Consider the following 23,322-nt stretch of genomic DNA (forward strand, 5'->3'; position numbering starts at 1 on the left):
AATCAGAGCGCGTTGCGGTGACTCGGTTGCTGGTCCGCTCGACTCCGACCGCCGTTCCCCGCAGCAAACCGGGGGATGCTCGCGACAACTCCTCCTGCAACCGCGAGGAAGGCAAGGCCCAAACGCAATCCGAGACCCTCGGATACAGTGCCGACAACCGCCGGCCCGGCAACCAATCCCAGATACCCGATCGCCGACATCGCCCCCACGCGCGGACCCGGGCGATCGGTGCCGCTGGCGGCGCGAGCGACAAAGAGTGGCCAGCACATTGATATGCCTCCAGCGGCTGCAATCAGTCCGACCGCTGCCATGCCAGGGCTGCCGCTAGCTGCCATCAGAGCCGCCCCTGCTGCAGCTGTACCAGCCCCGACCGAGATCCCGCGCATCGGCCCCTGGCGTCCCACCCTTTCCCCCAAGGTCAGCCTCGCGGAAGCAGCGACAAGGTAGGCGGTAGCAGCTCCGCCGGCACCAACAAGAAGCCCAGAGTGAAGGCGGGTCCGCAGAAACAGCACTCCCCACAGCTCAACCCCTCCCTCCACCATCGCGGCGACAGCGAAGCCGATCGCCAGTAGAACCAGACCGTTGCGGCGCAACACAGCAATTGCCCCGGTCAGCGGAACGACCTCACCTCGGTCAGATGCCGGAAGGGTCGCACGCCAGCACCAAAGAGCAAGGGTTGAAGCGAGAAGCCCACTGCCCACCCACAGAGGGCGCCAGCCGAACCCGCTGCCAAGCAGGGCGCCCGCTGCGACGGCGCCAATCGCCGCGCCCGCGTTGAACCGGCCGTGGAACCGGACCAAGTAGCCGGGTGTGCCCGCGAGAGTCGACGACGCGGCGACATTCATGACGACATCCACCAGGCCCCCTGCGCATACGACTGCTGCCAGGGCTGCAGCCAGTTGGACGGTGCCATGCAAGAAAGCACCGACGATCAGCAGTGAGCCCCAGGAAACCAAGGCTCCTGCCAGGACCGGTGACGTGCCCCAGCGCTCGGCGGCCGGTCCCCCAGCGGCATTGCCAAGGGCGCCGCCGAGAAGCGAGAGTGAAAGAAGGGCTCCGAATGCACCGTTGCCGAGTTTCAGGGACCGCTCGAAGTCGGCAGCTGTCACAGCCCAGCCGCCCCAAAACCCACCGAAGAGCAGAAACGCTGCTGTTACCGGCGCAAGTTGACCCTCGCCCGGCACGAGCAACGGTCTGGCATGGGAACTCTGAGAATTCAACTGGGAGGACGCCATCTCAGTTCACGTTCGTCTGTCACGGTGCCGATTGACCACACCCTAACGATGACTCTGACCCGGCCATCCATTCCGGGACGACAATTTCCAGACGGTGACGGACGTTCACCGCAGACAACCCGGGGACTGCCCCGGGAGTCCCACTGGGGCGATCAAACGCTGCGATCGTCAACATGCAGACATCGGGCACGATCGAGGTGCCCCGAAAGGAGTTGGCGAATGAGTTTCATCAAGACCCCGGACGGCACCGAGATCTACTACAAGGACTGGGGCTCCGGACCGGTTGTAACCTTCTCGCACGGCTGGCCTTTGAGCGCCGATGCGTGGGACGGTCAGATGCTGTTCTTGGTTCAGAACGGCTGCCGGGTAGTCGCCCACGACCGTCGCGGCCACGGTCGATCGAGCCAACCCTCGACCGGCAATGACATGGACACTTACGCTGACGATCTGGCCGCAGTCATCGAGGCACTGAACCTACGAGACGCCACCCTGATTGGCCACTCGACGGGAGGAGGGGAAGTAGCGCGTTACATCGGCAGGCACGGCACAGGCCGCGTAGCGAAGGCCGTGCTTCTCTCAGCAGTTCCGCCGCTCATGTTGAAAACCGACGCCAACCCTGAGGGACTTCCCATGAAGGTCTTCGATGACATTCGCTCGGGTGTCGCTTCTGATCGGTCCCAGTTCTACAAAGAGCTCGCGGTCCAGTTCTATGGCGCCAATCGCAGCGGCTCAAACGTTTCCCAAGGCATCCTGGATCAGTTCTGGCTATGGAGCATGCAAGCCGGAGCCATCAACGCCTACGAGTGCGTCAAAGCATTCTCGGAGACCGACTTCACAGAGGACCTCAAGAAGTTCGACGTACCTGCGCTGGTGATGCACGGAGAAGACGACCAGATAGTCCCGGTCCACGACTCCGCGCGTAAATCGGCCCGACTGATTCCCGGAGCGAAGGAGATCTACTACCCGGGAGCTCCTCACGGCTTGACCGCCACCCTTCAAGACCAGGTCAACGCCGACCTTCTGGCGTTCATCCGAAGCTAGGCCGCTCGGCCGACTCGGAGATCTGACCCGCTCGAGCCCGGTTACGCGAAAGAACCCGGCCCGCCCCTGGACCGGGTTCTAACTTCCTGCAGCCCCCTGGTTCGGTCGACTCCATCAATCCGAGACGACCAACTCCCAGCTATTAGACCAGGCCTAGGTCAAACGCACGGCAATCGATACCCAACCGTTACACAACGTGATACATGCCCTAACCGCGCCCGGACGCGAAGGAACCCGGCCCCCCTTGGCGAACTGGGAACCGGGTACCTCGCACCGAACCCGATATCGGTAACTGTCGGCATGCTACGGCCGATAACGCGCGCATTTTGTCGAGATTCTCGGAATTCGCATGCAATGTCCGTTTAGGACGAGTGATGCGCTTGGCGGCCGGTCGCATCGCTCCGCCGACCTAGGTCCTGGGAACTAGGGCCGGTTTGCCTGGTGGAGAGCGTCCTTCACAGCGAGGATGTGCTCTCTCATCTGGGTCGCCACATCGTCAGCGGTGTCCGAACTCAAAAGATCCTTGGCAGCGCCGATAGCGGACGCCGCCACCATATCGGCGAGGGTCTCGACGATCAGTGTCAGCTCGAACACCGCCCGGCGGAGGGTGTTGACCCGTTCTGTTAGATCAGTCGTGCCGTCCATGGTTCTCCGAGCCTAGGTTCTGGGCCGGGGGTCGGTGCCCAGACACCAGGCGAGGAAAAATCTGAAAAGAGCTAAAGCCCGGCGGCAAACCCGCCGACAACCATGACAGCTTGCAGTCTGCTCGCTTCGAAGAGCCCCTCCCTCCCCTCACAGCTGGGAGGGGTTTTTCGCGCCCGGGACTCGTTAACGCAAACGCTGCGATCCGCGATTACGGGAGGGGCGATGCTAGAAGTACCCGCCGAGGAAGGGGCTGAGGCGGATTTCGCAGCCCGGTCGCCCCGGACCTGGTCTCCCCTTCGCCTGGGGAGGCCGGGTCCATGTTGCCGACCACAAGATGCGTGGGAGGCCTTCTCTAGTCCTCGCCGGCATCTGGTTGAACTCTCATTCATCCATTTTCTGCGGCTGCACAGATAAGCCCCACCGCGGTGGAGCCCCGGTACCCAGGGCAATTGGGAAACCGGGACTCCGTCGCCGCTCGGCGCGGCACACCTCACGGTAAAAGTCCTCGTGCCAATGCGGCCGAAATAATGACCCTCCGGACAGAAGAGGGACTGCATCCGGCCCCACCTTCACACGACTAGGACTTTTGTCCCAAAAGGTGTATTCTCCGCGTTCACAGATGTAACGCAACAACAAACCTGGGCTGAAGGCGGTGATGTCCGTGCCGGTGAGGACGGAAACCCGTTTGGGTGAGTTGGCGGCAGTACGTCGGCAGCTCGAATCGATGGTCCATTCACGGCTCCTCGTGCCGTTTAGCGAACAGGACGAGCAGAGGTACCGAGAGCTAACAGCCCGTGAGAAGGATCTCTTGAACGGTTCTTCGCGAACTGAATAGCCGGCACTGACCTTCGTAACTCGGATTCATCGTTGGTTGGTGTGGTTAAAGGCTAGGGCTCGGTCGTCGCCCGGGCCCACCACGACCAACGTGCGCCGTCCCCCGGCGATTGTGCGGGCGGGGCCGTGAGCTGGAGTACCGTGCCTCCGTGACTCAGGTCGAAGACCGGGTGACCTTGGAGCCGAACGAGATCATGCTGCTCGGCCAGGTGATCGCGTGGGTCCGGGATGTGGTCGGCGGCCCTCACCCACGCAAGCCGTCCAAGCCGATCTGCCCGCTGGCAGAGCGTTCAGTGTCGGAAGACCTGATGCGCGTCGAGTGGCATCGGGGCGTCGTCGACGCAACTTCGTCGGCATCGGCTGTCCATGCGGCGGTCTCTATGCTCAGCCAGCAAGTGGCGGCTGACCACTACCGATCGGTGATGCTCGTTTTCCCCAACCTGACCGACGTGAGCGTCGACGAGGTTAGAACTGCTACTCACGATGCAGTTGTCACCGAAGGACTGATGCAGGGGTATTTCGGGTGGCCGGACAGTCCTTATGACGACACGGGCTACCCGTGTCCTCCGGTGCCTTGCGTTGTGCTGCGTCCCCTCGACGTCCATGACGTCGCGCTGTTCATGCGCCCCGACGCGTACCGCCCGGCTCGACTGCGCGGCTACGTGAAGCTCTTCGCCGGTGACTTCATCTCTGGTGCCGTCGCTGACACCAAGCTGCGGCGGGTTCTGGCCGCCGCAGCGGTTAACAAGGCGGATGTGGTCGCAGCCGGCTGCGAGGACGCGGGAGCTGATTACGAAGCGCTGCTCGGGGCGCTCGGGGTCACCCCCCGATAAGAAGCCATCGGGGACACCACGTCGGCACAAGAGCCGAGCCCCGTCAGCGTTCACGGCTGCGACACCCCTTGTTCATGGTTCGGGATAGGCGTTGCCCATGCCGCCGTCGTATTAGTTAGCTATGAATCGCCGCTCGTTCTTGCGAGGTGCCGCCGCCCTTGGCGGGTTGACCTCGATCGGTGCTCTGTCACCCGTGTTAGCCGATACCAGGCGGACGCAACGCACAGCCAGCTCTGAGCCCGAACCGTTGCTGTCCCTGCCGCCGGCCGAGGCTCCGATCGACACCATCGTCATTCTGATGATGGAGAACAGGTCTTTCGACCACTACTTCGGCTGGCTTCCCCTAGACGAAGCGTATATGGAGGCAGGTCGTAGTCGTTACGGCACCGGGTTCTCGGTGGCCGGCAACAACCTTCAGTCGTATGTCGCGCCCGACGGCAAGACGTACCGGACTTATCACCTCGGACCACAGCAGCCGCTCGACGACCCGGCCCGTGGTTGTGGCCATCCAGATCCTGGGCACGGCTGGTATGAGGGACGCGTCCAGAGGGACCAGGGATTCCTAGCCCATAACACCGGTAACGACATTTTCGCCATCGGTTACTTCCAGGCGACCGACTTGCCCGTGTACACAGCGCTGGTGCGCGCCTTCACCACCTTTGACCACTATCACGCTGCGATCATGAGCTCGACATATCCGAACCGGCTCTACTTGTTGTCGGCCCAGACTGATGGCCTCAAAGACCCACCCCTGCCGATCCAACAGCTCGGATTTCATTGGCCGTGCATAATGGACCGGCTTACGACCGCCGGAGTCTCTTGGCGCAACTACGCCCAAGATCTTCCTACCGCTGCATTCTTCGGGACGCGCCAACTACCAAACGTTCGCCCCCTCGGAGCCTTTCTGGACGATGCGGCCGCTGCCACACTGCCGCAGGTGTCCTTTGTCGACCCGGGATTTATGAGCGGTTATCGGACGGACGACCACCCCCTCGGTGATCACCGCGTCGCCCAAGCGTTCGTTGGCACGATATTCTCGGCGTTCCATGCTTCCCCACAATGGCGGCGGGGGGCGATGTTCGTTACCTACGACGAGTGGGGCGGCTTCTTCGATCACGTTCCGCCCCCATCTGTATATGACGACCGAGCCAGCACGGTTGACGCCGAGAACTTCGGACAGCTCGGATTCCGGGTTCCAATGCTTCTACTCTCGCCTTATGCGCGTCCGGGTTTCGTCGACCACCGACTGTATGAGCACACTTCAGTGTTGCGTTTTCTCGAGTGGCGATTCCTGGGCGCACCTCCAGAAGGGCCGGGTACAGCCGATGGGCGGTCACGGTGGTGGCTTACTGGACGGGACCGTTACGCGAACAACATCGGTGCGTCGATGGTTGCTACGCCGGACACCGACGCCCGCCTCGATCCCGCGAGCATCATCCCCGACGTGTCCGCAGCTTGCGTAGGACGGACCTTCCAGGACGTCCCCGTTGCCGACCAGATCGAGCAGATGGTCATCCCGCAACCGAAGCCTGACTCCCCGACAACTTCATCGGAGTTCGGCGTTACCGGCGTGTCAGCGATGCAGCGCGCCCTTGAGGCTGGGTACTTTGATCGTCTCGGGTACCAGGTCAAGCCATCGTTGACTTTGGCCCAGCTCACTGGCCGGTAGTTGCTACTTGGCGACACTCGCGCTCCAGCCCGGAGTTCGCTCAAAGTCGTCTCCGAGCGCCTCGGTCACGCCAGCATCTCGGTGCTGCGGACATCTGCAGCAGATGCTCGCGGGATGCAGACCGACACTGCTGAGCATCGCATGGACATTCCCGGAGGCGGTGGTATAGCCGGTCCACTGGTAGCCATCCCACCAGCGCAGATCACGCGTTTCCGCCGGGGTCGTCGTACCATCCCGGCCACTGGGGGAACCTGGGCCTGCCGAGTTGATCGCTGTGCCCCCCACCCCTCCAGTCGCCGGCGCGTTCTCCCGGTCGGCATCCGGCACCGGAGTTCCCGGGCCTGCTTGGCGTCACGCGGGTTAGGGGCTGCCCCTGTCCGCCATGACGCGATTCCCCCATTCCTACTGCCGCAGTTGGAACTGGTCCAAACCCGGGTGGAAGGCCAGCGCCAAAGGGCCACGAACCGTTGACCCCCAGAACTCTCAGCCGTACATTACGACCTTCGGGACACAAAAGGTGCCGAGCTCCGTGTTCGGGATGGGGTGGAACGTGGGTCGGATCGCAGGGCTGGTTGCCATCGTTTTGTTCGGAGGTGCAGCATCGGGCTTCTCCCCACCACTAAAGGCTTTAGACGACGCCACGTCGACCGGCAGTCCATCGATCGCCCAGGCGCCGTCCACGACCACCAGTCAGCCACCTACACCCGCCGACCAGTCCCCCACCGCGCCCCCACTGTTGACGACGACCACAACTCAGCCGCCCAGCGCTGACCTATCGATCAGCGTGTCCCAGCCCGAGGACGACTTGTACACCTTCGTTGTCAATAACTCGGGATCTTCGACAGCAGCCGCTCCGGTGAAGTTGTCGATTCAATTCCAACCGAGCGAGTCGTTCTTCGCCGGCTCCGGAGACGGCTGGTCGTGCGACAGTTCGAGCGGCAGTCAGGCCACTTGTACCCACCCGGCGCTGGCCACCCAAACGTCGTCCCAGGTCAATATCGCAGTGACCCGGGGCGAGAAGTGCTCCCCGTACATTGTCATTGCCACGGTCTCGAGTCCCACCCCTGACCCGACTTCACAGGACAATCAGGCGAGCACCAACCCGTGCGCGCAGGGCCCTGGAGTTACTCCGGTCAGTCCCAACGCCCTCAAGACGCCGACCGGCGGGCCAGCCAGCTCCGTGCCGCCTTCGCCGACGACTGCCACCGCGCCCGCGCATATCGATGCGCAGACGTTGGCGACACGCTCTTCGGCAGCGACGACTCGCTCGTTGGCGGCGACCGGATCCGACAACCGAGCTCTCCTCGTCGGTCTCGGCCTCATCATCGTCGGCATCTCCGCAGTCGGATTCTCAAACTGCTTCCCACTCAGGCGAACACAAAGGACAGCCGGGCGCTGACACCGGGAAGAAGTTGACCAGGTTTGCACAGGTGAACTCCGACTACGAACTCCTGGTCGAAGCCTTGCCCGCGTACGACGTGGGTGGCGAGCTTGGGCGCGGGGCTTGGGGGAGAGTCTTCGCCGGCCGGCACCGCCATCTTGATCGGAACGTCGCAATCAAGCAGTTGCCGCCGGCGTTCGGTGCCGACCCCACCATTCGGGCTCGCTTTCTGGCCGAGGCGCGCCTGCTCGCCTCGCTCGATCACCCGCACATCGTCCCGATCTACGACTACGTCGAGTTCAGAGGCCTCTGCGTCCTCGTCATGGAACGTCTGAGCCTGGGCACCGTCGTGCAGCGGGCCCAGATGAACGGCTTCACCCAGCCGGCGTCAGTGGCCATTGGCCTCGCAACCGCAGCGGGCCTGCACCACGCCCATCAGCGCGGCGTCCTGCACCGAGACGTCAAACCCCAGAACCTCATGTTCTCTAGCACGAGTACCGTCAAGGTCACCGACTTCGGTATTGCCAAGGTCATCGGCGGTGCCAACACCGTAGCGACACGGGCCGGCTACGTCATGGGTACCCCTGCGTACATCGCGCCGGAACAGGCCCAAGCGAAGCAGTTAACGCCGGCCACCGACGTCTACGCAGCCGCCACGGTGGTCTACGAGCTCCTCTCCGGTCGGCTGCCCTACTCCGACGAAGGTGACGCTGTAACCATGCTCTACCGCCACGTCCACGAGGATCCTGAGCCCCTCGGCGCCGCGAACCCCGATGTCCCCGGGCAGCTAGCCGGGGCGGTCGATCGGGCACTGGTCCGGGATCCCCGTGATCGCTATGCATCGGCCGAGGAATTCGGTATAGCGATAGCCCGTGCGGCGTCCTCGTCGTGGGGCCCCAGTTGGCTGGACACCAGCGGTATCACGGTTGTGGTAGCGCGATCAATGCTCGCCGAAGTGGCCGGCTCGAGCCCGGCCGAAGCAGCACCAGAAACGCGCCGAAAGCTAGGGGCGATAACGGTACTCAACCGTCGACCCGCACGTCGCGAATCACGGCAGCCGGTCGACGTCGCCCTCACCGATCTTGTACCCGCCGGCGAGCTGATCGCCGACCGCGCCCGGCCGGGACGACGCATCTCAAGGTGGCAGGTCATTGGCGCGGTCACAACAGTGGCGATTGGAGCGCTCGTGGTCGCGCTAGTCGTCGTTGGTCGAACGGACCGTCCTTCCAGGACAGCCCAAACTCACACGGCGTCGATCATCTTTTCGGACAATTTCACGGACCGCAACAGCGGGTGGGGAACGCTCAACAGTCCGGCCGAGGTCACCCAGTACACGACCGATCATCACTACCGGATTGACGCGAGGGTTCCCGAGCAGGTGGTTTATGTCGACAGCGAATTCTCCGGCGGCGCTGTCCGGCCGCAGCTAACTGACATTGGCGACGCCTCAGTCGAGGTGGGCGCGCGCCAGGTATCGGGGGGGCAGGGGGTGTTCGGATTGCTCTGCCGCGGCCGAGGTCTGGGACAGCCGTACTACTTCGGCGCTGCGGGCACCGACGGCTTCTGGGGGTTGTACAAGTACACGTACGACACGCAGGGGACGGGCGACGCCACGACGCTCAACAAGGGGGACATCCCATCTCTGGCGACGCCGCCAGGCGCAACGCCCCGTCTCGATCGACTCCGGCTCGATTGCGCCGGGCGAGCCGGCGCCACCGTCACGCTGCGGCTCTACGAGAACGGCGTGCTCGTCGGGGAGGCCCAGGACCCGAATGGCCTGCCGACGGGCCGCGTCGGGATGCTTGTCGATTCCGAATCATCAGGAGACCTCGCCGTGGATTTCGACTCGTTCACCGTCCGCCGGCTGGTCAGTGGGTGACCATGACGTACGAGAATCACCGGTTCGTCTGAACATCGTGGGCGGTAACGGCGCGCATCCGGAGGGCCTCCTGGGCCAGCCGGACCCGTCGCGACCCGGCGGAGGTGTCGATCCCGAATTTGTCGTAGAGGTTGAGGAGGTGCGATTTGACCGCCGCCTCACTGACGACGAGCTCTTGGGCAATCTCGCGAACGCTGGCAGGCTGAGCAAACTCAGCACCGCTCAACAGCGAACGGCATAGCGCGATCAGAACGTCGCGTTCACGTCCCGTCAGGTTCGGTGGACGCTCCGGGGCCAGCGTCTCCCGTCCGCTGAGTGGCGAATCGCCCCGCAGAACCAAACGCGACGAGCCAACCAAGATCTCGTCACCGGGCTGCACCGCCCGTTCTCCGGCTATGCGCTGACCGTTGATAAAAGTCCCGTTAGCGGACCCGAGGTCACGCACGCACCAGCCGCTCGCGTAACGAACTATCGCTGCATGGACCCGAGACACTGTGCTGTCGGAGCTGAGCACCACGTCGTTCGAGTTGGCCCGCCCTACTACAACCGGACGATCGCCATCGAGCGGCAGGAGCTCGGCTCGATGGGCGACCCACACCTCAAGGTACGCACCCAATCCCCTCTCACCTCCGAGAGGAGCATATTTGCCGAGCACCGTCGAGTGCGCTGTGTCTACGTCGACGGGTGACGAAATGGCGGGGAAATCCCCACCTCGAGGGTGGCCAATCTCCGCTACCAGAGAGATTCCGGCTGAGCCCGCCCGAGCGGATCATAAGACGAGTCCGACGATCGTCGGAACCAAGAAATCCAAACGAAAGGATCAGTCCAGTGAACTTCAAGAAGATCAATCGCGCTCTCGCCGGCGGCTTGGTCACCCTCGCAGGGTTCGGAACCCTGTTCGCTGCGGAGGCCGGTGCCGCTCATGCGGCCGTGCCTTATCCCGTTTACAGGTACGTCGGGCCTACGATCAACGTCGATCAGAGCCCCGGCAGCGTGCCCTACGAGCAGGCCAGGATCTCCGGCTCCAACTTCACACCCAACAACCCGATCTGGTTTGGTGTCAAAGACACGGTAACCGGAACCTGGTACGGCGGCTGGACGAGCTCTGACAGCAACGGGTCGTTCGTCGCCACTACCACCAACGTGCCCCCGAGCAGCCGATGCCATCAGATGGTCGCTCACGCCGACATCGGCCAGGGCTATACGACGGGCGCGGCGCGAGATGTCACCTTCACCGACATCTGCCCCAACGTCGCCGTCAACCCCAATCCCTCGGCGCAGTCGAGTCCGATCGGCTTTGGCCAGGTCGAGCTGAGCGGCACGGGATACACGCCCGGTGGCTGGGTGTGGTGGGGCGTTCAGGACACGACCAACGGTACCTGGTACGACAGCGCTTGGACTACCGCTACCAGCGTCGGTTACTTCCAGATCGTCACCTCGAAGCTCCCAGCAACGAGCTGCGGGCATCAGATGACGGCAGACGCCGCCGACTGGAGCACTAACTTCACCAACGGCCTCAACACTCCTAAGGACCAGTACTTCACGCTGTCGTGCGCTCCGACTCTCTCCGTCGACAACAGCGGAGTCGTGACCGGGACGCACTACACAACCAACGGTGGCGTCGAGATCTTTTTGACGGGCTTGGACGGCCAGTCGCCGTCTGGTCCGTACTACACGGCGTCGCCCGATGGGACGATTTCCTACCACCTCGGCTTCTACCCGGAGTGCGAAACCGTCCAGGCCAAAGATCTGGTCACCGGCAGGATGTCGCAGGTGTACACCGCAGCTTGCATTCCGTAACCGACGGCGAAGTTGAATCAAACAAACGGGGACCGGACCACAACGTGGTGGTCCGGTCTCTCGCGTCCCGATTGACATCTGACCGCGATCTTGGGAACCGCCGCGCGACAGGCGTCGCTACACAACTACGCTTGGGGAAGTCGGACTCTCCCGAAGTCGGTGACAGCTGGAAATACTCAATCCAAGAAATCGGCCTTGAAGAGCACTCATGACGACTTGTGTCTCCGTTCCTGGCGTCATGCTGCCCTTTCTCGCCCTCCAACAGGCAGTATTTGATCAAGTTGTGATCACGAAGACCGCTCCTCCGTCGCTGGCGGACCGAATTTCGACCTGGGCTGCTCCTTCGTCATTCGCCCCAGACGTTCTCCGTCCAAAGCTTCTCGAGTTCATCGGGGTCCGGTGATTCCGAGGACTCGAACGTCACGTAACCCTTAGTCCTCAGACCTGAATCTGAAAGGGTTTCTCGTTTTCTGGAGCCCTTTGAAATGACTTGACAGGGCTTCAGCGAGTTGGCGGATGGTCGTGGGCACCTGCAACAGCGTGGTCTTCCCATTCCAGTCCGCAACTCGGCCCACCGGTCATGGATCTAGGCACCGCGGAGCAAGTTGGAGACCTCATAGCCAAAGGCTTCGCCGGAAATGTCTTTCTTGTCACCGACGATTGCCGGAAGTGCTACGGGGAACTCACATCGCGGGGCTACCCCCCGGGGAACAGCATTCGACTCACCGAAGTACGACAACTCGCTTAGGCGACCAGGCCCCTAGTCGACGCGTCTTACTTCCTTACAACTCTCACCACAGTTTCGCTTGAGCCCATCGGTCACCGACCTGCCACTCGCTGGCCCAGTGCTCGATGTACGCCTCATCGAGGTCGTGGCCAGCCATGAGAATGGAAGCGATGTCGGCACGGTCACGGGCACGCCACGCGAGCAGCTTGAAAACGATCACATCTTCTGCAGTTATGGTGCCGTCGATAGCTCGGTCGAGCGCCGATCGCTGGAACTCCGTCTGGGCCGCCATGATGTCAACCCGAACTCCCTTCCCCCTTACGAGAACAAGGTATGGTTCCGAATCACGTGGCTCGGCCATGGCCTTAACCTCATAGCCGTCGGCCTCGAGCCGGCCGGGTATGTCCCCCATCTCGCGAATCAGAAAGTCGACATCGGTAGTTTCGCGGGGCCGGCTCCGATATCGGAGAGCCGCCAGCGCACCGATCAGGGCGACCTCCCCGCCAAGGGACCTCAGGTAGTCAGCGAACTCGGCGGAGTAGTCCGAGGGCTCGCGCACGTTCGTAAAACTCCGGCTCCGTTTCCTCCTCCCACCATTCCTTCAATGGAGGGATCCCGTGATCAACCCGCCACTGGTTGGCCGCGCCTTCTACCGACTCGCGCCACTCGGGCGTCCCCTCGTCGTTATTCTCAATGCGGCGTAGCCCGGCCACCTGGCGCTGCCATCTCTGGCGGTCCTCGACCGAAACGGTCATGATTCCAAGATTACGGGACGTGGTCACTCCCCCACGCGAACCCGAGACATCCAAGTCCCTAATCGATGCATCAAGGGCGCAAGTTCCGGTGAGCAGATTTGTGGTCGGGGTTTCTGCGCCAAACCTACGGCCTGCGGCTCACTTACAGTTCTAGGACCTAGGAGACACAGCCCTCAATCCGGGCCTGCGGCCATGCGCGGTCTGCTCCTCGCTCGACTGGCATTCTCACCGATTCAGCCATCGAAATCAGATTATAGCACTTCAGCTATAATCGCATTTCTGCTATACTTACAGCCGAGGTGTCGTGCGTGCTTGCTAGTCAGTTGATTCGTGAGGCGCGCCGTCGTGGCGGCCTGTCTCAGGCCGAGATGGCCCGTCGCCTAGCCACTACCCAGTCCGTTATCGCCCGACTCGAGGCGGGGAAGACGGAGCCAAGTCTTGAACGGGTTCGTGAAATTGTCGAGGCAGCGGGACTAACTCTTCGGTTCGAACTCGTGAACGCAGACGTCAACTCAGCTGATTGGGCTGCGATAGCCCGCAACCTGACACTTGGCCCAGAGGAGCGCTGGGATAAGGCTGTCGCTTCTGCTCGGTTCGTCCAAGCGGGCAGGCGGGCGCCGTCCCGGCGATGACTTTCGATCCAACCGAGATCATCCGTGTCCTGGATTCCCACGGCGTACGTTACGTGCTGATAGGGGGCATGGCAGCCGCGCTGCATGGAGCGGACTACGTCACAAGCGACTTAGACATCACACCCGCTCAGGAGATCGAGAACCTTGAGCGGCTATCTGCCGCTCTCACCGACCTTGAGGCGCGAATCCGCGTCGACGAACATCCCGAAGGTTTGCCATTCGCCCACGATGGACAGACCCTCGCCGCCGCAGGGGTCTTGAATCTCGTGACGCGCGCTGGCGACCTCGACATCTCCTTCGTTCCGTCGGGAACGTCTGGCTACACAGACCTACGTCGGGATGCTGTCAACGTCACGATCCACGGAACCACGCTGGCGGTTGCAAGTCTCGCCGACGTCGTCCGCTCGAAAGAAGCCGCAGGCCGCAGCAAGGACCGAGCTGCCCTCCCGATGCTCCGGAAGCTCCTGGAACAACTCGGTCGCTGACGGGTCCCCCACGTTGCGATAACTCGTGTCGGAGGGGGACTTGTCCGTTATCGACAGGCGAGACCGTGTTCCAACTGGGGTGATCCTCGCTCCGCTACCCACCACCGCGCTGCTGTTTGACGTGACTGGCTCGACCGCGGCCCGCGGCCTTCGGAGCCCGAACTGGGCCTGACCCGGTTTGACGGACATCCACTAAGTGGGGCGTGGCCCCGGAAAGGATGTCCAAAATGGAGACGGTGGAACGGAAGAGTCCTCGCCCCCGACGGTCCTTCACTGACGAGTGTCGACGGCACGTGAAAACTGACCCCCTATCGGATTCGAAGACTGACCCCCTGGTGGGTCCACCAACTAGATGGTTTGGACTTCGAGCCTGGCGTCATGGTCGAAGCCGGGGGTCAGGACTGGTGATTGCTGTGGGGGATTGGGCTGAGATCCGCCGACTGCATCGGGCGGAAGGCATGGGTATCAAGGCGATCTGTCGCCATTTGGGTTTGGCGAGGAACACGGTGCGCGAGGCGCTGCGCTCGGACGCCCCGCCGCATACTGCGTCAGGTGCTCGCCTCGCCTGCGGAGACACTCCCGATTCGTCCAGGAGAAATGACCGCACCAACGGACCTTCTGGACCCCTGACTACCTCAGGCTCGCGGCCGAACCCAGCGGGCGGAAGGTACCCACGGTGGATTACGGACTAAACCTTCTGGTGGTGTGGCGACTTAATCCTGAGTAGGTGCGCCGTGTCGGATTTCGAGGCTTTCTTCGCCCAGGAGTATCAGTCAGTGACCCGGGCGTTGGCGCTCGCGTTCGGTGACCGCCGGACGGCGGAGAACGCATCCCAAGAGGGGTTCAGTCGAGCATTAGCGCGATGGGGTCTCGTTCAGACGATGGAGCACCCCGCAGCCTGGGTCTACGTCGCTGCGCTCCGCTACGAACGCCGCCGAGCGTTCAGGGATCGGATACCGCTTCTCAGCGCTGCTCGACGCGAGCGGGACGAAGCCGAAGAAATCACTAACCGAATACTGGTCCTGACCCTCTTGAACCTTCTGACCCCTCGGCAGAGAAGGGCGGTCGTCTTGCGCTATCTCGCTGACCTATCGCTCGAGGACGTGGCAAAAGCTCTCGGCTGCAAGGTCGGAACGGTCAAAGCCACCTTGCACCAGTCGCTAGGCGTACTCGGCCAAGCAATCGGGAGGAGCCGGAGCGATGCAAACCTCTGATTTACGCACACTCCTCCAGCAAGGGGCCGATGCACTCGACGTTCCGACACAGGATTCCCGAGGCCGCGTAGCTGTTCGCGCTCGTCGGCTACGCAGGCGACGCCGGGCAGCCCAGATACTTCTGGCGGGCGTCCTTGCGGGTAGCGCTGCGGTCGGAGCGCTGGTCGCGCTCGGTCACGGTCGTACTGGCACGCAGACGGTGACGGTGACAGGCTCGATTAGCTCCGTTCCGCCTAAACCCTCCAACTTCTCGGCCAGTCCCACGGTTGTGAAAATGCTTCACAATTACGCCCACCCGGGTAGCTGGATTTCGGGGGTCTCGAGGGTGCAGCTAAAGGAGACCGCGTTCGGTGCCTACGCTTCTTGGGCGGCGTCGCAGGGGTATCCGCCGGGAACCATGAAGATCGGGAGCCCACCCGATATCCCTGTCTTCAACTCCGACACTCCCATCTACGTCATCTTCCAGGTCGGCCCCAACAACTGCGCGGTCATCCACGGGTGCACCAACGGCCATACCGACTGGGTGGTCACCGTCTTGTTGGTGAGCGATCTTCGAGGTCCTGAAGAACTGATCGCCTCCGGCCCCACCGCCCCGATGCTCGAGTCGTTCTCGTCAATGCCAGGCCCCGAAGCGGATCTCGACACCGCGACGGGTCAGATCACCAGCAGCCCATCGCCAGTAGGACCGCTCCCCACCACCGTCACTCCGCCGACCAGCTCGTCGCTGGTCAGTATCCCGCGCCTCGTCGACGAGTCGGTGGGGACTGCCCGAACGACGCTGGAATCCTTGGGATTCGTAGTGGCGGTCGAATACTCGACAACCACCGTGGCGCCCCAGGGCGACGTGATTGCTGAAACCCCGGCCGCAGGAACGATCGCTCCGGCGGGCGCCCACGTGTCACTTACCGTTTCGGCGGGGCCGCCTCCGGTGTCCACCACATCGGCTCGTTAGTGGCGCGGTCGAGGTTATGGGACACTCGCTCCTTGTGGACCACCGTGAGCCTGGAGCCGAACAAGCCGTCAAGAGGTCGGCGCGATAGCGGGTGTCGTCCGTGTGGTAACAATCTGCTTAGCCGAGAGACGGTTCGTCGGCTGGAAAGGGGCAGTCGCATGAGCTTCGTGACCACCTCAACGTTCTTCTCGCCGATCCTGGGGATCTTGTTGGCCGTGGCCGTCCTGACTGTGATCGTTGTGGTTATCGCCTCCGCGGTCCGCGCTGGCCGGGCCCATGCGGTCGCGTACTTCGTCTTCGGCCTCAGCTTGGTCACCCTGGCAACAGCAGTCAGCATGGCAGGTGTCGTAACCCATTCCGTGAGCGAGTTGGTGGGGCCTGCGCCTCAGAGCATCGACACCGGCACCAGCGGCTTCCCTTGCCCGCCCCCTTCCGGTTCAACGTCACCTTCAACGCCTCCCCCGAACACCCTCCCATCGCCTGGTAGCGCCCTCCGACCGCCTGCCGCAGTCCCCGGATCGAACGGCGCGTCAGGTCTGAGCGCGTTCTGCCAATCCATTGAGAACGCACAAGCATCCTCTGGTGATGGCGGCATCGTCAGCGGCTCGACGACAGACTTGGTTGCGCCCACGGATGACACGAATCATTTCATTTCCGTTTCGGTCCTAGCGGGCCTATTCGGGGTGGCAGCAGCAATTGGTTACTTGCTGCTGTGGCGTCGAGGGCGGACCATGGTTATGGAAATCGGGTTAGATCAACCCCCGCTAGGTCGGCTACCCGTCACCTATGGGTACCTGATCGCCGGACTTGCCGTCCTGTCCCTGCTGGTATTCGCTCCCCTCGCAGCAGACAATATCTTTCGTGCGATCGCACCGGGGGTGAACGAAACCTCGGGCCACGCTGACGGAGTGAGAAACCTCATCACCTTCCTGGTGCTCAGCGGACTCACGGCCGTCATCCTCCTCTACCACCTTCGCTACCTCAGCTCGCTCGGCGTTACCTGGTCGCCCGGCCGGATCGAAGCGGAACCAGACGACCCCGAGTCGCGAACCGAATCCTGACCGCTCTCGCTGTCCTTATCGGCGATCGGCAGTGAACGACCGCGCGGATGGCGCTTCGTGAACATCAGGGCGAGCTTTCATCGCACGGCCCATTCCAGAACTCGAGCCAGCCGACCCGTACGGTAGGACAGCGTGGCAGATCGAAGCTCCATCGAGTGGACCCAGGCAACGTGGAATCCGACGACCGGCTGCGATCGCAGGTGGTGTCGGAGGGGGGACTTGAACCCCCACGGGATTGCTCCCACTAGCCCCTCAATCCGGCCCGGCTCATAAGGTCTGGGAGGGTTCAGAGAGTTTGGGCAGGTCAACTCAACTGAGAGTCTCGACCGTTTTAAGTCTGGTGAGGTTGTCAGAGGGTGCCGCGGTCAAGTTGCGTTGACAAATCCGTTGACATCACTCGCCAGACAATGGCCGAACGAACCGCCGTTGCTGGCTTGTATATGGCGGTCCGACCAGGGTCGATCCGCCGGACGGATAGCTGTCACCCTGAAGCGTTAGCAGGACCGTCCCGTCCCAGTGATGGTCGTCGCGGACCCCCGTATCGGCCGCCGCGGTCGAAGTGATGCGCACGCTCACGAAAGTCGAGTCCGGCTCGAAGCCCGCAACCTCGCTCCCTGGGCAGTAGTGGGTCCAGTCGGCGTTTCGGTGCTGGCCCTCGGGCACCATGATCGGCCCGGAGCGGCCAGAGAACGTGATGGACCCGCGCTCAGACTCGCGGAAAGCGTTGACCATCGCCGGTCCGGGTCCGTGGTTGAATATCGCGAATTGAACTGTCAGCCTCATTCCGGTCGCGTAAAAGTCCTCCCTGCTGAGATGACCAAGCCCTGTTCCATCTGACCGCACGAATGGTTGGGGCGTCACTTCGACTGTCAGGATTGGGGTGCGACCAACCGCGACTAGCTGCTGGTTGACGTCAATCTCTCGCTTGGTTGCCTCAACGAGCCCGCGCGTCAGGACCACATAGACAGCGGTCACAGCGACCAGCACGAGGGCGGCGAAGAACTGGAGCGCCCCTGAATGGACGTCCAGCCAGCGAAGGAACCCATGCCCGGCCGCGACCACCGATGCGATGGTAAATCGGGCGCGTGGACCAGCCGCGGATGGTTAGTTGGGTGTGCCTCTATAGAACGGTCCGAATCGCTGTCAGTCGCTCCGACAGTTCATTGACTGCACGGTGGGTCGGCTCCCACGCAGCTCGGGTCAGTGTCCCGTGGACCCAACCGCTAATTCCCACGACGAGGAGGATCAGGAGCCGATGGCGATCGCAACGACAGGAGCCTCATAATCGCCTGCTCGGCATTCGCCATATCGAGCGCGGTCTGCTTGGCAGTGCGCTGAACGACGGCCTCTGTTCCGGGTCCAGCCATTGCGAGGTAGGCGTTGAACCGCTCGCCCGAAAGAAATCCCTGCGTCAAGAGAGATTGCTCATCGACTCCTCTGATCCGCCCGGACGCCAGAAGTCGGTGAGTGAACTCGGTTGAGAGTGCGAACAGGGGTGTCCGTTGGAGCGCCTCGACGTTGACTCTCAACTCCTGTCGCGCCGACTCCATCATGTCGAGGTCGGCTGCCTCGCTCTCCTGTTGCTGGGCCTTTCTCTGTGCGGCGAGCTGTCCTTGAATCTCCCGAGCGCTGGCTTTTACCTGTCGGTCCGTGGCGAGCAGAACGGCTACGGCGCCGATTACTGCCGCACCGAATGGAACGGCAACCTGTGTCACCCAATCGAAGTCCTGATGTATCTGGATTATTTCGGAGTGCAAGCCGACATCGTGACAGACCAGCCGAAGCCCCAGACCCGCTACCCGGTCGCGGCCTGGTCCCTTCCAGTCGTCCGGTTGCCTGGCACCCGACATCGTCGCCAGCAGCACCCGGAATCAACGGGACAAGAGTGGTCAGTACGCGACAGACCTCGGACCGGATTTCAACAGCTGGGAGCTTCTCGCCCCGGCAGTGATTGGGTCCCCTTGACCAGATCAGCGGCGTCGCAGCCCAGCGCTTTGGCAAGGCGGGCGATGAGGTCGAGGCTGGGGTTGCGGTCGCCAGTCTCGAGGGAGCCGATGTAGGTCCGGTGCAGTCCAGCTTTGTGCGCAAGCCCTTCCTGGGACAGGTCGAGGGCGAGCCGCCGTTGCCGCACCCGATCACCGAATAATCGCTGACGAGGCGTGACGCCCTTCCCGGTTCCGGCCACCCAGACAGTCGAGAGGACCTCCTACTCGGGGTCGACAGAATCGGGGTAACATCCCCTGCCCATGCCCACTGGACCCATCCGACACCCCGGCGAAGGTCCGAAAACCGCCAAGGACACGCCTGACGTCGAACATATGGGGGTCATAAAAGCGCAGGTGGTGGAGAGGGAGCCCAGGATTACAGCTTTGAGGGAGGAACTGGAGCGGGAAACGCGCGATCAGGGCGTCGACATGGCGCTCCTTTCCTCCTGGGGCCTGAGCTACCGGCGAATCGCTGCCATAGCTGGCGTAGTTCCTCAGACCGTCATCAACCGCGTCACGGGCGTGCGACCAGAGCAAGTCTCCGCGGTTCAGTCAGCGGGGGTTGCCGCGACGGTCCGTGTCGAGCCTGTGCGGACAAAGACACATCGAACCATCGACATCAACGGGTCGGACAAGCGGCCCAAGTTCTTCACCGTCGGAGAGGTCGCTGAAGCCCTGAAAATGTCCACCAAGACAGTTCGACGGCGGATAGCCGACGGATCGCTCAAGGCTGCGCGGATCGGCAGCTCGATCCGAATAGCCGAGGCCGACCTGTTGGAGTTCATGGAAAAGTCCCGCGGCAGGCCCCATACGAATCCCAAGCTGCGGATCATCAAGAAGAGAAAGCAGCCGTAGGTACCAATCAGTGCCGCTGTGACGCAGCCACATGAGGTTCACAAGCCCGTTGGTGATCCCGCTCTCCCCCACGAACCGTCGAAGCGGGACATCCGACGGCAGCATGACGCCGAGAATGTGCGGGACTCGGTACGACGGATGCACTACCACCAGCACACGGTTGGAGAGCAAGCCGGGGCCTACATGTCGCATTGCCACGATGACGACGGTCCTGGTCATGTGCATCCTCCGCGCCAGGTCTTCCCCGTCAGAGCCGACGGTGGCTATCTCGAGGAGAGTGGCCCGTCACTGGGTCGAGAGGCGCCTGAGGAACTCAGGGCCCATGTCACCCGAGTTCTCCTACGGTTCCTAAGCGCATCGCGGACACCTGATCACCAGGTGATGCGGTGGAGCCTCCGGCTCTTCTGCGGGCACGTCGTGGAGGCGACCGCCCACATCAGCTACGAGACGGTCCAGCAGGCGTTCCATGGCAGCCACCGCTGTGCGGAGTGCGGACTCGATCCTGCCGTCATCGTTGCGGCGAAACCGGTCGGCCGGGTCGCTCAGCCACCCGTTCCCGTGAAGACCGGGCCGGACTCCCCCAGGTTGAGCCAGCTGCAAGCACGGCTCAAGACCGCCGAAGCGAAGGTTGCAGCGCTCAGTGAGGAGATCGAGCAACTGGAGCACCCGGAGCCCTAAGCCCTTTCCGGTCGAGCCGTGGCCGTCTCAGGCCATATGGATAATGGGGAGATGGCCCACCTTCTGATCACCCGCGTGCCGGGGCCGGCAAGTCGTTCTTCTGTCGCTGGCTAACTCGCGAACACGAATACCTTCATATTAAGACTGAGCACTCCCCGCGGGCACCGCAGTCCAAGCACTGCTCGATCCGACACCGGGAAATGTGAAGCCGGCGGCCGAGGCGCTCAAGAGTCGAGGGCCGAACGTCGTACTCGAGTGAGGATTCGCCCCGTCACAACTCGGTAAGGTTCGCAAGGTCATCCGCTCAGGGTTTGATCACTGGTGGTTCGGCGGGGATGGGGCCGCCGCAAGGCTCGCCTTCCTCCACCGCGGTGCACAACGCTCAGAAGCGAGCATCCAGGAGCTCGCCGACAGCGTCGTGGAGCGCCGGCGTCGAGCTGGCGAGGCGGGAGGTGTCGGAGGACGAGCTGCCTGCCTCCGCGTCGACACCGACAACAAGCGAGCCTGGATCATTGAGCTCTGCTGTTCGATCATGGTGGGGTCGGCCATCAAGAGCCGCAACTTCTGCATCCCGATCGCCTTGAGGTCGAGTTCATCGTCTAGGCGGATGGGCGCTGCCAGCGAGGTTTACCGTCCTCATCCCACGGGCTCCACATGTCCCGACCGTCATTCGACGGGCGTTCCTCAAGCCACATCTTCCCGTAGAAGCGATCGAGTTGGTAGCAGAGCCGGTCAAACCTGTCCCGGCTCTGTGTGGTGGACTTGAGGCTCACTGGTGCAGCCACAGGGACAAGGACGTCCGCTGCGGCGGTCTCCTGCGTTGCCTCAGACTTGAATGCCCCGAGGGCCGCCTTCTTGGCGAGTAACAGTTCGACGTCCGCCAGTTTCCGGTTCGGTACAGGGTCGCGGCCACGTCGAACGGCGAACTCCTGGGCGGTTTGTAGGAATAGGTCGCCGGGGCTCTTCCCGCTGGTCTCATCAGGGAACGCCTCCTTGACCGTCGGCCAGGGGCTCTCTGGAGGCCAGGCGTCGTCGAGGTGGGCGAGCTCCTCCCAAGGAGCGAACTCCGCGCCGTCGAGAGTCACCGCACCGCCGGCCGAGGCCGTACCTCGCTGGAGGAGGTAGAGCAGCTGCACGTAACGCTGTTCGGTGAGCTCTACCGGAGCGAAAGCCGTAGCAATCTTGTTCAGCGGCCAGAGTCGGAACGCCCACGGGTGGTTGGGGGGATGGGTGAACTGGATCGCCAAGGCCGGCAGCTTCTCGTGCACCGACCCAGCCACGACCTTGAACTGCAACCCGCTCAAGTCGAGCTCGCCGTCCTCGACCGACTTGTACTCGGCGGCGACGGACAAGTCCCCGCCCGGGGTCTCCAGCAGAAGCTTCCGACCTGTCGCGGTGCGTATCTCGTCCCGGTCGTAAACGTAGAGATTGCGCGGCCACTGGTCGCGATGGCGTTCCCTTAGCGCCCTCTCTGCCATAGCACCGGCGGCCCCTGCCATAGTGCTCCCCAAGTGTACGACTGGGGTGCGACGTGAGAGCGTTTGGTCGGTCCTGGTTTTGACGGGCAGCGAAAGTTGGGCTTGCAAAAGCGGAAAAACGAGCACCTCCGTTTGCAGAGGCTCTGAAGACCCCGGCAGTGGGGCCTACGGGCAGGCGATCCGGGAAGGAGTGCGGGGAAGGCCGACTTCTCCCTGGGCTCTGAGTTTGCGATTCAGAGTGCGAGAGGGCGGGTCCAGTCACTCGTCAGCAGCTGGACGACTCCCCAGCGTCCTGGATCTGGCGCAGCGGCTCCATCGAGGAAGACATTGCTTCTCGCGCCCACTCGGGCGGAGAAGTAGTAACTACTAGAGGCCGAATCCAAGACTGTTGGGTCCAGGAGATCATTGTCCCGAGCGGGGATTGAGGCACTTCCGAAAAGAGGATCAGGATCAACTAGGCCCAGCGATGCCGTCCTGACTGTTCGCAACTGCCCTCGTGCCTTGATGCAACTTTGGCCGTTATCAACTGTGCCTCTATTAGTAACTCGTTCACGCGTTCCTTGGGTACTGTCGCACCGCCCAGATGAGCAGCGCTCGGCTCGATATGGTCGAGTTGTGCTCGCTTACAACGCCGCGGGGGATCCGGTCCGCTCGAATGAGAATCCCAGGGTGTGGTCACCCTTTCGTGGCCACATGGTGCCGGACGCCAACGAAGACAGGAGGTCGAGAGCCACCGGCCAAGAAGAAAGAGCCAGCCCGCTCACACCAATTGAGACCGCGGGCGAAGGCGGGTGGCACGACGACCAACGCCTATTCCGTGACTATCTATTCTGTGACGAGACGGTCCGTCTCTACGGCATCGGTGCCTTGGCGGCGGCCACCGGCAAGAAGGCCTCAACGATTCGGAAGTGGATCGAGACGCGCGTCATCCTCGACAGCGGTTTCCGAACCCCGGGGATACGTGGAACCCTGGGTGACGCCGGTCGCCGCTTGTGGACCGGGGAGCAGATCGACGCCATCGTCAAGATCGGCTCCGACGAGGGCGTTGTGGGTGTCCGCCGGCCGAGGCGGATGTCGGACACAAACTTCCCCGAACGATTGCGCACTCTGTGGATCCAGAACAACTGGTAACCACCAGTTCGATGGGGGAGTTCTCCCTCCGCTTTAAACCCGTCCCCGTGAT

Annotated in this window: 23 protein-coding genes and 1 pseudogene; 14 read left to right on the top strand and 10 right to left on the bottom strand. The window is 62.8% G+C overall.

Going from position 1 to position 23,322, the window contains the following annotated elements:
• Positions 1-2 precede the first annotated feature (2 nt).
• Positions 3-1,235: an MFS transporter gene (locus VFZ97_06540; protein HEX6393082.1), complete on the bottom strand. Its 1,233-nt coding sequence runs from the start codon at positions 1,233-1,235 to the stop codon at positions 3-5.
• A 219-nt stretch (positions 1,236-1,454) separates the two neighbouring features.
• Here VFZ97_06540 and VFZ97_06545 point away from each other — a divergent pair, with 219 nt between their 5' ends.
• Positions 1,455-2,276 carry an alpha/beta hydrolase gene (locus tag VFZ97_06545; GenBank protein ID HEX6393083.1) on the top strand — a complete coding sequence of 274 codons (822 nt, stop codon included), beginning with the start codon at positions 1,455-1,457 and terminating at the stop codon, positions 2,274-2,276.
• A gap of 423 nt (positions 2,277-2,699) precedes the next feature.
• Here the strand turns inward: VFZ97_06545 and VFZ97_06550 are convergent, their stop codons facing one another.
• Positions 2,700-2,921, bottom strand: coding sequence for a hypothetical protein (locus tag VFZ97_06550; GenBank protein HEX6393084.1), 222 nt, complete (start codon positions 2,919-2,921; stop codon positions 2,700-2,702).
• Positions 2,922-3,904: 983 nt separating this feature from the next.
• On the opposite strand from VFZ97_06550, the gene VFZ97_06555 reads away from it, so the two are divergent.
• A complete protein-coding gene (locus VFZ97_06555; protein HEX6393085.1) occupies positions 3,905-4,588 on the top strand; it encodes a hypothetical protein in 684 nt (227 codons plus the stop codon).
• A gap of 121 nt (positions 4,589-4,709) precedes the next feature.
• Positions 4,710-6,257: an alkaline phosphatase family protein gene (locus tag VFZ97_06560; GenBank protein HEX6393086.1), complete on the top strand. Its 1,548-nt coding sequence runs from the start codon at positions 4,710-4,712 to the stop codon at positions 6,255-6,257.
• A 1,086-nt stretch (positions 6,258-7,343) separates the two neighbouring features.
• Here VFZ97_06560 and VFZ97_06565 read toward each other — a convergent pair.
• Complete coding sequence (locus VFZ97_06565; protein ID HEX6393087.1) at positions 7,344-7,550, bottom strand: hypothetical protein; 207 nt, start codon at positions 7,548-7,550, stop codon at positions 7,344-7,346.
• Positions 7,551-7,687: 137 nt separating this feature from the next.
• Here VFZ97_06565 and VFZ97_06570 point away from each other — a divergent pair, with 137 nt between their 5' ends.
• A complete protein-coding gene (locus tag VFZ97_06570; protein ID HEX6393088.1) occupies positions 7,688-9,517 on the top strand; it encodes a serine/threonine-protein kinase in 1,830 nt (609 codons plus the stop codon).
• Positions 9,518-9,533: 16 nt separating this feature from the next.
• On the opposite strand, the gene VFZ97_06575 is transcribed toward VFZ97_06570, so the two are convergent.
• Positions 9,534-10,133 (bottom strand): FHA domain-containing protein, encoded by a 600-nt coding sequence (locus tag VFZ97_06575; GenBank protein ID HEX6393089.1) that lies wholly within the window; start codon positions 10,131-10,133, stop codon positions 9,534-9,536.
• 212 nt (positions 10,134-10,345) lie between these two features.
• Between VFZ97_06575 and VFZ97_06580 the strand changes: the two genes are divergently transcribed.
• Positions 10,346-11,317 (top strand): hypothetical protein, encoded by a 972-nt coding sequence (locus VFZ97_06580; protein HEX6393090.1) that lies wholly within the window; start codon positions 10,346-10,348, stop codon positions 11,315-11,317.
• 791 nt (positions 11,318-12,108) lie between these two features.
• Here VFZ97_06580 and VFZ97_06585 read toward each other — a convergent pair.
• Positions 12,109-12,603, bottom strand: coding sequence for a hypothetical protein (locus VFZ97_06585; GenBank protein ID HEX6393091.1), 495 nt, complete (start codon positions 12,601-12,603; stop codon positions 12,109-12,111).
• On the bottom strand, positions 12,566-12,799 hold the full coding sequence (locus VFZ97_06590) for a hypothetical protein (protein HEX6393092.1): 234 nt from the start codon (positions 12,797-12,799) through the stop codon (positions 12,566-12,568). Before VFZ97_06590 ends, VFZ97_06585 begins: the two co-directional genes overlap by 38 nt.
• Positions 12,800-13,107: 308 nt before the next feature.
• Between VFZ97_06590 and VFZ97_06595 the strand changes: the two genes are divergently transcribed.
• The 6 genes and pseudogenes from VFZ97_06595 (at position 13,108) to VFZ97_06620 (ending at position 17,143) form a co-directional block, all read left to right on the top strand.
• Complete coding sequence (locus VFZ97_06595) at positions 13,108-13,431, top strand: helix-turn-helix domain-containing protein (GenBank protein HEX6393093.1); 324 nt, start codon at positions 13,108-13,110, stop codon at positions 13,429-13,431.
• On the top strand, positions 13,428-13,916 hold the full coding sequence (locus VFZ97_06600) for a hypothetical protein (GenBank protein HEX6393094.1): 489 nt from the start codon (positions 13,428-13,430) through the stop codon (positions 13,914-13,916). Before VFZ97_06595 ends, VFZ97_06600 begins: the two co-directional genes overlap by 4 nt.
• A gap of 404 nt (positions 13,917-14,320) precedes the next feature.
• Positions 14,321-14,455 (top strand): annotated as a pseudogene (locus tag VFZ97_06605) (helix-turn-helix domain-containing protein).
• A gap of 195 nt (positions 14,456-14,650) precedes the next feature.
• Positions 14,651-15,130: a sigma-70 family RNA polymerase sigma factor gene (locus tag VFZ97_06610; GenBank protein ID HEX6393095.1), complete on the top strand. Its 480-nt coding sequence runs from the start codon at positions 14,651-14,653 to the stop codon at positions 15,128-15,130.
• Positions 15,117-16,082 (top strand): PASTA domain-containing protein, encoded by a 966-nt coding sequence (locus VFZ97_06615; protein HEX6393096.1) that lies wholly within the window; start codon positions 15,117-15,119, stop codon positions 16,080-16,082. Before VFZ97_06610 ends, VFZ97_06615 begins: the two co-directional genes overlap by 14 nt.
• Positions 16,083-16,240: 158 nt before the next feature.
• Complete coding sequence (locus VFZ97_06620; protein ID HEX6393097.1) at positions 16,241-17,143, top strand: hypothetical protein; 903 nt, start codon at positions 16,241-16,243, stop codon at positions 17,141-17,143.
• A gap of 393 nt (positions 17,144-17,536) precedes the next feature.
• Here VFZ97_06620 and VFZ97_06625 read toward each other — a convergent pair whose 3' ends face one another.
• The 3 genes from VFZ97_06625 to VFZ97_06635 form a co-directional block, all read right to left on the bottom strand.
• A complete protein-coding gene (locus VFZ97_06625; GenBank protein HEX6393098.1) occupies positions 17,537-18,205 on the bottom strand; it encodes a hypothetical protein in 669 nt (222 codons plus the stop codon).
• A 161-nt stretch (positions 18,206-18,366) separates the two neighbouring features.
• Positions 18,367-19,008 carry a hypothetical protein gene (locus VFZ97_06630; protein HEX6393099.1) on the bottom strand — a complete coding sequence of 214 codons (642 nt, stop codon included), beginning with the start codon at positions 19,006-19,008 and terminating at the stop codon, positions 18,367-18,369.
• A gap of 53 nt (positions 19,009-19,061) precedes the next feature.
• On the bottom strand, positions 19,062-19,328 hold the full coding sequence (locus tag VFZ97_06635) for a helix-turn-helix transcriptional regulator (protein ID HEX6393100.1): 267 nt from the start codon (positions 19,326-19,328) through the stop codon (positions 19,062-19,064).
• A gap of 61 nt (positions 19,329-19,389) precedes the next feature.
• Between VFZ97_06635 and VFZ97_06640 the strand changes: the two genes are divergently transcribed.
• Both VFZ97_06640 and VFZ97_06645 read left to right on the top strand, forming a co-directional pair.
• The gene (locus VFZ97_06640) at positions 19,390-19,983 is read left to right on the top strand and encodes a helix-turn-helix domain-containing protein (protein ID HEX6393101.1); all 594 of its coding nucleotides are present in this window, start codon (positions 19,390-19,392) and stop codon (positions 19,981-19,983) included.
• Positions 19,984-20,001: 18 nt separating this feature from the next.
• Positions 20,002-20,661 (top strand): hypothetical protein, encoded by a 660-nt coding sequence (locus VFZ97_06645; GenBank protein ID HEX6393102.1) that lies wholly within the window; start codon positions 20,002-20,004, stop codon positions 20,659-20,661.
• Between the two features lie 599 nt (positions 20,662-21,260).
• Here the strand turns inward: VFZ97_06645 and VFZ97_06650 are convergent.
• Positions 21,261-22,160, bottom strand: coding sequence for a hypothetical protein (locus VFZ97_06650; GenBank protein HEX6393103.1), 900 nt, complete (start codon positions 22,158-22,160; stop codon positions 21,261-21,263).
• Positions 22,161-22,754: 594 nt separating this feature from the next.
• On the opposite strand from VFZ97_06650, the gene VFZ97_06655 reads away from it, so the two are divergent.
• The gene (locus VFZ97_06655; protein HEX6393104.1) at positions 22,755-23,270 is read left to right on the top strand and encodes a hypothetical protein; all 516 of its coding nucleotides are present in this window, start codon (positions 22,755-22,757) and stop codon (positions 23,268-23,270) included.
• Positions 23,271-23,322: the final 52 nt, after the last annotated feature.

Source organism: Acidimicrobiales bacterium, from assembly GCA_036378675.1.
Classification (GTDB): Bacteria; Actinomycetota; Acidimicrobiia; order Acidimicrobiales; family Palsa-688; genus DASUWA01.